An 11,384-nucleotide genomic window follows, 5' to 3' on the forward strand; every position below is an offset into this window, starting at 1 on the left:
GTGTCCCCTGGCGCTGAGCGGCATGCGGTTAGACCTTTACGTATCGTCGGAGGGTGAGCAGGGAGGAGAGTCCTGCGAGGACAGCCCCGAGCAGGATGAGTGCGGGAACCAGGAGCAGTACCTGCTGGGACGAGATGAACGCCGTCTGCGGGAAGGTGTCGACGAGCCAGCCGTCGATCACGAACTTCGACGCTGCCCAGAGCGTCGCCGACGCGAGGACCGCCCCGAGAACGGCGGCGATCACTCCTTCCAGGATGAACGGCAGCTGGATGACCGCCTTCGACGCGCCCACGAGGCGCATGATGCCGGTCTCGCGGCGGCGGCTGAAGGCCGAGAGCCGGATGGTCGTGGCGATCAGCAGGATCGCGCAGAACGTCATGATCCCGGCGATCACGAGCGCGACGACGGACGCCCAGTTCATGTAGCGGAAGATCGCCTCCAGGAAGTCGCGCTGGTCGCTCACGGCATCCACGCCGGGCTCCGAGGAGAAGGCCTCGTCGATGACCTCGTACTTCTCCGCATCCACGAGGCTCACCCGGTAGGACTCGGGCAGCTGGTCGGCGGTCACCGAGTCGACGATCGGCGAATTCGCGAACTGGTCCCGGAAGTGGCCGAGCGCCTCCTCCTGCGACTCGTAGGTGACGGTGTCGACGTACGGAGCGAACTGCTCGGATTCGAGCTTCGCCTGGATCGCCTCGCGCTGCTCGTCGGTGACAGGCCCCGCAGCACAGCTCGTCTCCGAGGAGTTGTCGACGCAGAGGTAGAGGGTGACCTGCACGCGGTCGTACCAGTAGCCCTTCATCTGGTTGATCTGCAGCTGGAACAGCCCGGCGGCGCCGACGAAGGTCAGCGAGATGAAGGTCACGAGGATCACGGAAGTGACCATGGACAGGTTGCGGCGAATGCCCGAGCCGATCTCGGACAGGATGAAGGCGAGCCTCATCCGGTCAGTACCCCGGTCTCGCCCACGTAGATGCCCTGGGCGTCGTCGCGCACCACGGATCCGTTGCGGAGTTCGACGACGCGCTTGCGCATCGTGTTGACGATGTCGTCGTCGTGCGTGGCCATGACCACCGTGGTGCCGTTCTGGTTGATCCTGTCGAGGACCTTCATGATGCCCATCGACGTCGTCGGATCCAGGTTGCCGGTGGGCTCATCGGCCAGCAGGATGCCGGGACGGTTGACGATGGCGCGCGCGATCGCGACGCGCTGCTGCTCGCCGCCGGAGAGTTCATGCGGCATGCGGTTGTTCTTGCCCTCGAGGCCGACGGTCGCGAGGACGTCGGGAACGGTCTCGCGGATGACGGCACGGCTCCTGCCGATGACCTGCATCGCGAAGGCGACGTTGGCGAACACCGTCTTGTTGGGGAGCAGGCGGAAGTCCTGGAAGACGACGCCGATGCCGCGCCGCAGCCGGGGTACGCGCCACGAGGGGATGTTCGCGACATTCTGGCCGGCCACGTAGACGGCGCCCCTCGACGCCCGGTCCTCCTTGAGGACGAGGCGGATGAAGGTCGACTTGCCGGAGCCCGAGGCGCCCACGAGGAAGACGAACTCGCCGCGGTCGACGTCGAGGGAGACGGCGTCGAGGGCGGGCTGCGACTTGGAGTCGTAGTTCTTCGTGACGTTGTCGAATCTGATCATGATCACTCTGCGCCCATGTGTGCGCCGGGCACGGGCATTTGCTGGGGGGAAGGGAGCGCCGGCTTCTCGACTATAACGACGGCGCAACGGAGCGCCCGTCACCCGGGCGGTGTGTCGCGCGCACGGCGCCGGCGCACATCGCGCACCTGATCGCCGGGTGGTCCTGCCGGGCCGGCGGGTACCGCCGCTGCGGAGCGCGCAGCGACACGAGCCGGCCCTACCCGCCCGACCGTCGGGAACTACGCCAGAATGAAGCGATGCGCGGAATTATTCTGGCCGGCGGAACCGGCTCGAGGCTTCATCCGATCACCCTGGGCATCAGCAAGCAGCTCGTGCCGGTGTACGACAAGCCGATGATCTACTACCCGTTGTCGACGCTGCTCCTGGCGGGCATCCGCGACATCCTGATCATCACGACCCCGAGGGATGCCGTGCAGTTCGAGACCCTGCTGGGCGACGGGTCCTGGTGCGGGGCGAACATCACCTACGCGACGCAGCCGGCGCCGGACGGGCTGGCGCAGGCCTTCATCATCGGCGAGGAGCACATCGGGAACGACGACGTCGCCCTGATCCTCGGCGACAACATCTTCTACGGGCCGGGCATGGGCGCCACCCTGGGCCGCTTCGCGGGCATCGACGGCGGCGCGATCTTCGGCTACCACGTGGTCGACCCGCGCCAGTACGGCGTCGTCGAGTTCGACGAGGACTTCAGGGCCCTGTCGCTCGAGGAGAAGCCGTCCGAGCCGCGCAGCAACTACGCGGTGCCCGGCCTCTACTTCTACGACAACGACGTCATCTCCATCGCGAAGGGACTGAAGCCCTCTGCCCGCGGAGAACTGGAGATCACGGACGTCAACCGGACCTATCTCGAGGCGGGGCGGCTCAAGGTCGAGGTCCTGCCGCGCGGCACGGCCTGGCTCGACACCGGCACGTTCGACTCGCTGAACGACGCGTCGACGTTCGTACGGACCATCGAGCACCGGCAGGGCCTGAAGATCGGGGTGCCGGAGGAGATCGCCTGGCGACGGGGACTCCTGACCGACGACGAACTGATGGTCCGCGCTGAGAAGCTCCTCAAGAGCGGTTACGGGCAGTACCTGCAGGATCTGGTCCGCCGCGAGGCCCGGGTGGCGACGCCCGCTCCCTAGGTCGGCCGTCCGTCCCGGCTGCGGCGACACCCGGCTGCACAGCAGGCCGGGTGCGTGCGTCGAGCCGGGTGCGCGTCGGGCCGGGTGTACGTCCGCTCAGGCTTCGTCGTTGCGGTTGTTCGTCCGCCAGCGGATCCCGGCGTCGATGAAGTCGTCGATCTCGCCGTCGAACACCGCCGAGGTGTTGCCCACCTCGTGGTTGGTGCGCAGGTCCTTGACCATCTGGTACGGGTTAAGGACGTAGGAGCGCATCTGGTCGCCCCAGGACGCCTTCACGTCGCCCGCGAACGCCTTCTTCTCCGCGTCCTCCTGCTCCTTCTTGAGCAGCAGGAGCCGGGACTGCAGCACGCGCATGGCGGCGGCCCGGTTCTGGATCTGCGACTTCTCGTTCTGCATGGACACCACCGTGCCTGTGGGCAGGTGGGTCAGGCGTACCGCGGAGTCCGTGGTGTTGACGGACTGGCCGCCCGGACCGGAGGAGCGGAAGACGTCGACGCGGATCTCGTTGTCCGGGACCTCGATGACGTCCGTCTGCTCGATCAGCGGGATGACCTCGACGGCCGCGAAGGACGTCTGCCGGCGGCCCTGGTTGTCGAAGGGGCTGATGCGGACGAGGCGGTGCGTCCCGGCCTCGACCGACAGCGTGCCGAACGCGTAGGGGGCCTTGACCTCGAACGTCGCCGACTTCAGGCCGGCCTCCTCGGCGTAGGACGTGTCGAGCACCGAGGTCGGGTAGCCGTGGCGCTCGGCCCAGCGCAGGTACATCCGCAGGAGCATCTCGGCGAAGTCTGCGGCATCCACTCCCCCGGCTCCGGAACGGATGGTGACGACGGCTTCGCGCTCGTCCCACTCGCCGGCGAGGAGCGTCACGATCTCCAGCTGGTCGAGGGACCTGCTCAGCGACACGAGTTCCTTCTCGGCCTCCGCGAGGGTGTCCTCGTCGCTCTCGTCCTGCGCCAGTTCCACGAGGACCTCGAGGTCGTCGATACGGCTCTCCAGGGTCTCGAGGCGCTCCAGGGCGGACTGTCGATGGGACAGCTTGGAGGTCACCTTCTGCGCCGCCGCCGGATCGTCCCAGAGGTCCGGCGCACCGGCTTCCTCGCTCAGTTCCTCGATGTCCTTGCGGATCCCCTCGACGTCGGAGACCTGCTCGATGGACTGGTACTTCGCGCGGAGGGCGCGGATCTCTGCGGGAAAATCAGTGGTTGCCATGGTTCTTCCAGCCTACGTCATGCCCCGCGCCGCGACCGCGCTCCGCCCTGGCCGCCCGCGCGGGGACGACGACGCGGCGTGCTGCGCGTCAGCGCGTGAGCTCGGCACGGGCATCGGCCTGGGCGATGATCGGTATCCCGGCCGGAACGAGGAAGTTGACGATCGGCGGACGGACGACGGCGGTGAGCACGACCCTGGCAGTGCGCCCGTCGGCTGCTCCCGTAGCGGGATCGATGCCCAGTTGCTCGAAGCGGGCGTCGGCCCCGGTGGTCGAGAGGTAGCCGGCGGCGGAGTCCTCGACGCCGGAGTCCTGCAGGACCGGGAGCGGCGTCGTCGACGCTCCGACGCGGACGTCGATGCTGTAGTCGTCGGCTGCGGCGAGCGCAGCGCCGTCGGCGGCCGACAGCAGTTTCTTGTGCTCTATATATACGGCGGTCACGGCGAGCACGACGGTGACGACCAGCAGGGAGATCAGCAGGTAGCCGATGACGAGGATCCCGATCTGCCCGTCGTCGGACCGCCCCGCGCCGGGTGCCGGGGTGGCCTCCGGTCTCCGGGCCCGCATCACCCGAACCGCTCCACGATCGAGGTGGATGTCGCGTCCACCGTCGCGGCTGACGGGGAGGACCCCGCGATGGCGGGGACCAACGGAAGGGGGACGTCCAGGCGCACCACGACGGTCACGGTGGAACCCGGCGTGAGGCACGCCTCGCTGCAGATGATGTCGACGTCGGCCTGGTCCGCCGTGAAGCCGAAGTCCGAGAACGCGATCCGGACGGCTTCGCGGGCCCTCGCATCCCCTGCCCCTGCGGTCGGTGCATCCGCGTACACCCTCGCGGCCTGGTCGGCGGCACCCACCACGGCGAACGAACCACCCTGCAGCGCGCCCACGGTCAGCACGAGGTACACGACCGGCACCAGTAGCAGGACGCCCAGGAACACGAACTCGACGACGGCGCTGCCGTTCTCCCCCTCGTGCCGGCGCCGGCCCGCCGTCCGGCCACGCGTCAACCCTCCGGGCCAGGCAGCGCTCCGAGTGCCACGCCGGCCCTGGGCAGGGACGGTTGCCGGGTCACGACGGAAGGGCGGCATGGCCGCGTACCTCCAGGACTCCGGCCGGCCCGATCAGGCCGATGACCGGCAGGGGCGCCCGGACCACCACCTCGAGGGTACGGACACCGCTGACGGTGCTCTCCCCGACCGAGATGTCGGACCCGTATGCATCGGCCAGTGAGCCGCGGATCAGCTGCTCGGTGCGCCCCACCGCGTCCTGCGGGTCCCGGTCCGCGAGTGTGCCGTACCGAGCACCCGAGGCGGCCGCGTCGATGAGCGTGTTGCGGACATGGAGCACGAGGGTCAGCTGGATGATGGCGATGAACACGACGGTCAGGAGTCCGCCGACCAGTGCGAAATCGACGACGGCCGCGCCGTGCTCGGTATCCGAGGAATCGCCCGGGTCGTGCCGGGGCATCCTCCGGTGTCGCAGCACCACTAGGGGGAGACCTGGTCGATCGCCTGGTTGAACAGCCCCTCCAGCGCGGGACCGGCGATCGCCAGCAGGGCGGCGACGAGGACGGCCGACATCAGGGTGATCATGACCCACCCCGGGACATCCCCCCGCTCGCGATCCTCCGTCGCCCGGAACAGTGCCGCAGTTGCCGCAAGGAACAGCAGGGCGATGCGCGGTGCGCTGGTCAGGATCTTCATGGTGTCCCCTTCGATGGAGTGGTTGGTGGATCAGAAACCGAGATTGATGAGCGCGATCCCCGGATAGACGGCGAACAGGACGGTCAGCGGGAGCACACCGAAGACCAGCGGAACCATCATCGCGATCTCCTTCCTGCCCGCCGATTCCATCAGCTCGCGTTTGGCGAGGTCGCGGACGTCCTGGGCCTGGGCCCGCAGCACATCGGCCAGCGGTGTCCCCCGCTGCACGGCCACGGTGATGCCGTCCACGAATCGCGCGAGCGGGGCCAGGCGCGTCCTGTTGGAGAATTCCTGGAGGGCGTCGACGAGGGGCTTCCCCGCCCGCGTGGCGGCCAGGACGAGGGCGAACTCGCCGGCGAGTTCCCCGGTCGCCGTCCTGCAGATCCGCTCGAGGGCACCCGTCGTGCTCTCGCCCGCCGAGACGGCGAGTGCCATCAGCTCGGCAAGACTGGGGAACTCGGCGAGCATGCGGGTCTCGCGCCGCCTGATGTCGGCCGACAGGACGTGGTCCCTCCCGACGAAGCCCAGCACCGCGCAGCCGAGGACGATGATCACGGCCAGCGGCACATCGGCCGACCCCGACGCCGCGAGGAGGACCATGACGAGCGTCGAGCCCGCCAGCCCTCCCGCCGCCCACAGGAGCTGCTGGGCGCGGAAGTCCGTCGTCGTCTGGCCGCGGCCCGCCTGGGCCAGCCGGCGTGCGAGTGTCGCCGACGCCGGGTTAAAACGGTGGGACCAGGACACGGCGTCCGCCAGCAGTGGGCGGAGGATGCGCTCGAGCGGCCCGAAAGGCGTGACATTCGCCGGGGAATCCGTCAGGAGGCGCGACTGAACATCGACCGCGCGCAGCTGTGGCGCGACGCGTTGCGTCAGGCTCGTCGCCCGCATGACGGGAAGCCGCACGAGGACCAGCCATAGGCCCGTACCGAACACGAGTCCGCAGAGTGCGGCAAGGGCGCTGACGGGATTCACCGGAGGACCCGCTGATCCTCTGGTAGCGCGCCGATCCGGAGCATGATGCGGTAGCAGACGACGGAGACCACGAGTCCGCCGAGCAGGACCACCGCGCCGCCCGCGGAGTTGTACGCCCGGACGGCCTCCGGCCTGGTCGACAGGAGCAGGAGGACGAACCAGGGAGCGGCGACAGCGAGGCGGGCCGCGTTGACGGTCCACGACTGCCGGGCCTCGAGCTCGCTGCGCGTCCGCGCGGCGTCCCGCAGGAATTCGGAGAGGGTGCCGAGAAGCCGGCCGAGGTCCGATCCGCCGACCTCCCGCGTCATCCGCAGCGCCTCGACGATGCGGTCCGCCACCGGATCCGCCAACCGCTCCTTGAGCCGGTTGAGCGCGTCGTCGAACCGCCCTCCTGCCCGGTAGTCCGCCCCGAAGGCCCGGAACGCCGGCCGCAGTTCGAGCGGCCCTTTCTCGCCGAGCTGGATGAGCGCCTCCGGGAGCGACAGCCCTGCGCGGATCGCGGACCGGAGGTGGTCCACCACGTCCGGCCACACCTCGCGCAGTGACGCGGTGCGCTTCGCTGCCCGCCACCGCACGATCGAGAACGGCAGGAACGCGCCGAACAGGGCGAAGCACAGGGCGATCGGCGCGGATCCCGTCAGGATGAAGCCGAGCAGCAGGACGGCGACGCCCACCGCCGCGCAGGACGCGATCAGCCCGTTCGAGGAGACCCGCTCGACGCCGGCACGCAGGAGGAGATCGTCCAGCAGCCGTCGCCGGACCGGGACTGATCGCGCCTCAGCCGGTCGTTCCCAGCAGGACCACCAGACGAGGAAGAGCCCTGCACCGAGGGCGACCCCCAGCGCCGTGCTCATGCGTTGGTTCCGAGCAGCGACGACACATCGACTCCCGCGGCGGCGAACTTCTCCTCCGCCGGCATCCCGCTGGCCGTCAGTTCCAGAATCCCGTCGACCCGCCGGAAGACATGGGAGGACTCGATGACACCGTTCTCGACGCGTCGGCCCAGGGCCATGATCTCCGTGACCCGACGCCGACCAGCCGTCAGCCGCGCGCAGTGCACCACGAGATCTATGCAGGAGGCCACGGTCGGCACCACGAAACTGCTCGAGATGTTCTCACCGGCGAGAAGCGGCAGCGTGCAGATCTTCGTGACCGCGTCATGGGCGCTGTTGGCGTGGACGCTGCACATCCCCGGCAGGCCGCTGTTCAGCGCGATCAGCATGTCCAGGCACTCCGCCTCCCGGACCTCGCCGACGACCAGCCGGTCCGGCCGCATCCTCAGTGCCTCTTTCACGAGGCGGCGCAGGGGGATCTCACCGTGGCCCTCGAGATTGGGCTGCCTGCATTGCAGGCCGACCACGTCGCGCAGGGGCAATCGCAGTTCGAAGATCTCCTCGACCGTGATGACCCTCTCCCGGGGACCGATCGACGCACCGAGGCAGTTCAGCATCGTCGTCTTCCCTGCCTGGGTCGCCCCGGACACGAGGATGTTGAGGCCGCTCGCGACGGCCGCTCCGAGGAACCGCGACGCCTGTGGGGACAGGGTGCCCAATTCCACCAGGTGCTCCAGCCGGGAGGCCCGGGCGATGAACTTCCGGATGTTCACGGACCAGTGCTTGCGGGTGACGTCGGGGATCACGACATGCAGCCGTGACCCGTCGGGGAGGGAGGCGTCAACGAAGGGCGAGGACAGATCCAGGCGACGGCCGCTCGACTTCAGCATCTTCTCGACGAGGTCCCGCACCTGCTGCTCGCTCAGCGACAGCGCCGTGAGTTCGGATTCCCCGTTCCGCGCGACATACACCTCCGACGGCGCATTGATCCAGAACTCGGGCCAGGGATTTGTGAGTGATTGCTACCAGTTGAGTTCCGCAGGCTGACGGCGAATTTCTGGTTGCCAGCAGTAGCCGTTAAGCGGAGCTTTGTGAGGTTCTTGCGGACTGATTGCGGACTGATTGCCACTGCTTCCCTTCGCTCGGTCCTCGTAACATTCCGCCGGCGAGCGGATTTTCGTTTGCGTAGCTCTACCTCACTCTCACTAACAGTCGCCAAAGGCATGTCTGCTGTCCTGAAAGCACATGTGAAGTGAGCGAGCGGTTTAGGTGAGGAAAGCTGCTCTACGAACCGATCGGCATCGACGTAACAAGGATTGGTTGGGTCGTTTCTCCCCCGTCGTTGTCGAGACGATGCTTGCTCATTCAGCTAACGGAGGAAGCATGAAGAAGAACAAGACAGCCACGTTGAGGGAGCTGCTGGAGAAGCACATTGAGCTTCGTACAGCGGTCGGTGGTTACACCCTGACTCGGTATGGCAAGAGCTTGAACACCAAGTTTGGAGGCCAGGTTGGTGCGGCCCTGGTGAAGGACATCGATTTCGAGTGGGTTGCTCGGTGGGTCAACGACCTGACCATCAACGAACGTCTTGCCCCGAAGACGATCCGCAACTACTTCGGCTTCCTGTCATCGGCATTCAAGACCGCCATCCGCCTCGGGTGGCGGAGAGACAACCCCTGCTACGGGGTCAGACTTCCGGGCCCAAACAGCATCGAGGCTCCGGTGAAGGTGATAAGCACCGAGGAGTGGGGCCGGATCATGCTTCAGATGGACCCGCACTATCGACTGTTCTTTCAGTTCCTACGCGTGACCGGAATGCGGCTCGGTGAAGCCACAGCCCTACGTGGGACTGACTTCGAGTACGGCGGCGAAACAGTGCTCGTGAACGTGTCGAAGGCATGGAAGCGTGACGGGCAGGGCGGTCGAGTCATCGGGCCTCCTAAGACGGCAAGCTCGCGACGAAAGGTGGCCCTTAACACCTCATTGGCGAAGATGCTGGTGCCGCTCGTGAAAGAGGCGGGCGGTGGGCTGGTGTTCACGAACATGATCGGCACACCAATCCAGTCATCGGCCATCCACAAACACTGGGGCCCGGCCTGTATAGCTGCCGGCTTCACTGAAGAGAACAAGCCTCGGATCCACGACATCCGGCACACCAGCTCGAGCATGTTCCTCCACGGCAGCGCCGACATGCACTCTCTCTCCCGCCGGTTAGGACACAAGGACATCAAAATGACCGTCAACGTGTACGGGCACCTCATGCCAGAGGAGCATCGAAAAATGGCTGAGATTGCGGATGAGATCTTTGAGTGACTCAACGGCTCTTTGTGCGTGCGCCCTTCTAGCCTGTACCGTCGATACACATGGGGGTCATTAGTAATCGATGACTTAGGAGTTTATTGTGGCGCAGCGTGTACAGGTTCAGTTAATTGATGACCTCAACGGTGAGGAAGCTCAGGAGACCATCCGCTTCGGGCTTGAAGGTACTGAGTATGAGATCGATCTGACTTCGGAGAACGCTGACAAGCTGCGTTCCGTCTTGTCGGAGTACGTGGAGAAGGGCCGTAAAGCCAGTGTTGGTAAGAGCAGCCAGGGCGGCACGAAGTCTTCAGGGCGCAACAACCGCGAAAACACGCGGGAGATTCGGAAGTGGGCCCAGGAGAACGGGCACAACCCAAGCTCCCGCGGGCGTATCAACCAGTCGATTGTCGACGCATACAACGAAGCGAACAAGTAAGAGCCTAAACATCTTCGATTTGCGCGGTGGTCATCATCCTATGCGATCGAAATAGTATTTGCTCCAGTTTGGTCTCGGTACTGCTGCTGAACGGCTCGGATCTGAGATTCACTTCTGGCGCGCGATAGCTGGTTCACCGCCTGGCCCGCCAGCGCCTTTGACTCGCCTGACTCACGCGCCCAATCAGCCACGAGGTCAGGGAGTAGTCGCAAACGGAGACGAACCTGCTCATTCGCAAGATTGTGAGGCGGGATGACCACTGTCGCAAGATTTTGCAGAAACTCTATCTCAGAAGGTCGCGCGTCCATCTTTGCGACACCGATGCGGACGAGCAACGGGGACGCTGAGGGCAAAGCAGGTTTCAAATCGCTTGCCAACCGCTCCCGAGAATGCAGTCGGTCATACTCACGATGCTCCTCAAGGTTAACCGCCAACTCGCCGAGGAAGGCGCTAAGTGCAGCATTCATACGCCGGCGCCTCTCGTCTTCGCTCCGATCCGCTTCTGCCTTCAGGCGTGCTGCTTCCGTTCGTTCCGCTTGCTGTTCGGCAGCGCGAGCTGTTCGTACCGAAAAAAGAAGCACCCAGACTGACGCGAGAGCCGATACGAGCGGTATAACACCGAGCGCCAACCAGTCAAAGAACGATGGATCCTCTTGTACCGCTTGTGCAACTTCATAGACGGCACATACCAGGGATCTGTCGAGGCAAGAAGATGTAGGACTCATAAGACGAGTATCACTTAGAAATCCGGACTACTGCTCAGATGCGTCCTCCAGTGTCAGTCTGCGCATCTGCTTTTGGCACGCTCGAGATCACCTCCGAAGAGGAATTCCCGAAGTTTGGATGCTCGTCTTGTCCTCGTCATATCCGCGTGCCTCCATGTAAAGCATGAGCGAATCTAGGGCCAAGTTGGGATTGCTGGAGGGTCCAAGTACAACTTCCGTAAGCGGAAGTCTCCCGGCGTGCACACCTGTAGTCTTGGTCAAATCGATAGCAACGTAGGGTATGAGTCCAAGTTTGGACGGTCGAAAGTTGAGCAACGAGACAGGATCGTCTTCATCCTTACTGTATTCGCTCGCATTCCGAAGAAAATCAATCTCGCGTGGAAAATTGGCTCTGAAGATCACCGCA

At 65.5% G+C, this 11,384-nt stretch carries 14 protein-coding genes and 1 pseudogene; 3 read left to right on the forward strand and 12 right to left on the reverse strand.

The window, feature by feature from the left end; translation table 11 throughout:
* Positions 1 to 28 precede the first annotated feature (28 nt).
* A complete protein-coding gene (gene ftsX / locus CVO76_RS07590; RefSeq protein WP_208741535.1) occupies positions 29 to 943 on the reverse strand; it encodes a permease-like cell division protein FtsX in 915 nt (304 codons plus the stop codon).
* Complete coding sequence (gene ftsE, locus CVO76_RS07595) at positions 940 to 1,644, reverse strand: cell division ATP-binding protein FtsE (RefSeq protein ID WP_133080903.1); 705 nt, start codon at positions 1,642 to 1,644, stop codon at positions 940 to 942. Before ftsE ends, ftsX begins: the two co-directional genes overlap by 4 nt.
* A gap of 257 nt (positions 1,645 to 1,901) precedes the next feature.
* Between ftsE and rfbA the strand changes: the two genes are divergently transcribed.
* Positions 1,902 to 2,792, forward strand: coding sequence for a glucose-1-phosphate thymidylyltransferase RfbA (rfbA, locus tag CVO76_RS07600; protein WP_208741536.1), 891 nt, complete (start codon positions 1,902 to 1,904; stop codon positions 2,790 to 2,792).
* Between the two features lie 96 nt (positions 2,793 to 2,888).
* Here rfbA and prfB read toward each other — a convergent pair whose 3' ends face one another.
* The 8 genes and pseudogenes from prfB to CVO76_RS07640 all read right to left on the reverse strand — a co-directional run.
* Positions 2,889 to 4,004, reverse strand: coding sequence for a peptide chain release factor 2 (gene prfB / locus CVO76_RS07605; RefSeq protein ID WP_133080905.1), 1,116 nt, complete (start codon positions 4,002 to 4,004; stop codon positions 2,889 to 2,891).
* An 88-nt stretch (positions 4,005 to 4,092) separates the two neighbouring features.
* On the reverse strand, positions 4,093 to 4,569 hold the full coding sequence (locus tag CVO76_RS07610) for a pilus assembly protein TadG-related protein (RefSeq protein ID WP_133080906.1): 477 nt from the start codon (positions 4,567 to 4,569) through the stop codon (positions 4,093 to 4,095).
* Complete coding sequence (locus CVO76_RS07615) at positions 4,569 to 5,015, reverse strand: hypothetical protein (protein WP_208741537.1); 447 nt, start codon at positions 5,013 to 5,015, stop codon at positions 4,569 to 4,571. Before CVO76_RS07615 ends, CVO76_RS07610 begins: the two co-directional genes overlap by 1 nt.
* 61 nt (positions 5,016 to 5,076) lie before the next feature.
* A complete protein-coding gene (locus CVO76_RS07620; protein WP_133080907.1) occupies positions 5,077 to 5,475 on the reverse strand; it encodes a TadE family protein in 399 nt (132 codons plus the stop codon).
* A 20-nt stretch (positions 5,476 to 5,495) separates the two neighbouring features.
* Positions 5,496 to 5,711, reverse strand: a complete 216-nt coding sequence (locus tag CVO76_RS07625) for a hypothetical protein (protein WP_133080908.1) — start codon at positions 5,709 to 5,711, stop codon at positions 5,496 to 5,498.
* 30 nt (positions 5,712 to 5,741) lie between these two features.
* Positions 5,742 to 6,683: a type II secretion system F family protein gene (locus CVO76_RS07630; protein WP_244186265.1), complete on the reverse strand. Its 942-nt coding sequence runs from the start codon at positions 6,681 to 6,683 to the stop codon at positions 5,742 to 5,744.
* A complete protein-coding gene (locus CVO76_RS07635; protein ID WP_133080909.1) occupies positions 6,680 to 7,537 on the reverse strand; it encodes a type II secretion system F family protein in 858 nt (285 codons plus the stop codon). Before CVO76_RS07635 ends, CVO76_RS07630 begins: the two co-directional genes overlap by 4 nt.
* Positions 7,534 to 8,514 (reverse strand): annotated as a pseudogene (locus tag CVO76_RS07640) (CpaF family protein); the annotation flags it as partial. The gene CVO76_RS07635 and the pseudogene CVO76_RS07640, both read right to left, overlap by 4 nt.
* Before the next feature lie 385 nt (positions 8,515 to 8,899).
* Here CVO76_RS07640 and CVO76_RS07645 point away from each other — a divergent pair.
* Positions 8,900 to 9,829: a tyrosine-type recombinase/integrase gene (locus CVO76_RS07645; RefSeq protein ID WP_208741538.1), complete on the forward strand. Its 930-nt coding sequence runs from the start codon at positions 8,900 to 8,902 to the stop codon at positions 9,827 to 9,829.
* A gap of 88 nt (positions 9,830 to 9,917) precedes the next feature.
* Positions 9,918 to 10,253 carry a histone-like nucleoid-structuring protein Lsr2 gene (locus CVO76_RS07650; RefSeq protein WP_208741539.1) on the forward strand — a complete coding sequence of 112 codons (336 nt, stop codon included), beginning with the start codon at positions 9,918 to 9,920 and terminating at the stop codon, positions 10,251 to 10,253.
* A gap of 38 nt (positions 10,254 to 10,291) precedes the next feature.
* On the opposite strand, the gene CVO76_RS07655 is transcribed toward CVO76_RS07650, so the two are convergent.
* Both CVO76_RS07655 and CVO76_RS07660 read right to left on the reverse strand, forming a co-directional pair.
* Positions 10,292 to 10,720, reverse strand: coding sequence for a hypothetical protein (locus CVO76_RS07655; protein ID WP_208741540.1), 429 nt, complete (start codon positions 10,718 to 10,720; stop codon positions 10,292 to 10,294).
* A 345-nt stretch (positions 10,721 to 11,065) separates the two neighbouring features.
* Positions 11,066 to 11,384 (reverse strand): hypothetical protein (locus CVO76_RS07660; RefSeq protein WP_208741541.1); only part of this gene is annotated, 319 nt, incomplete at its 5' end.

Origin of the sequence: Arthrobacter agilis (assembly GCF_002953615.1) — a bacterium.
GTDB classification, from domain to species: domain Bacteria; phylum Actinomycetota; class Actinomycetes; order Actinomycetales; family Micrococcaceae; genus Arthrobacter_D; species Arthrobacter_D agilis_B.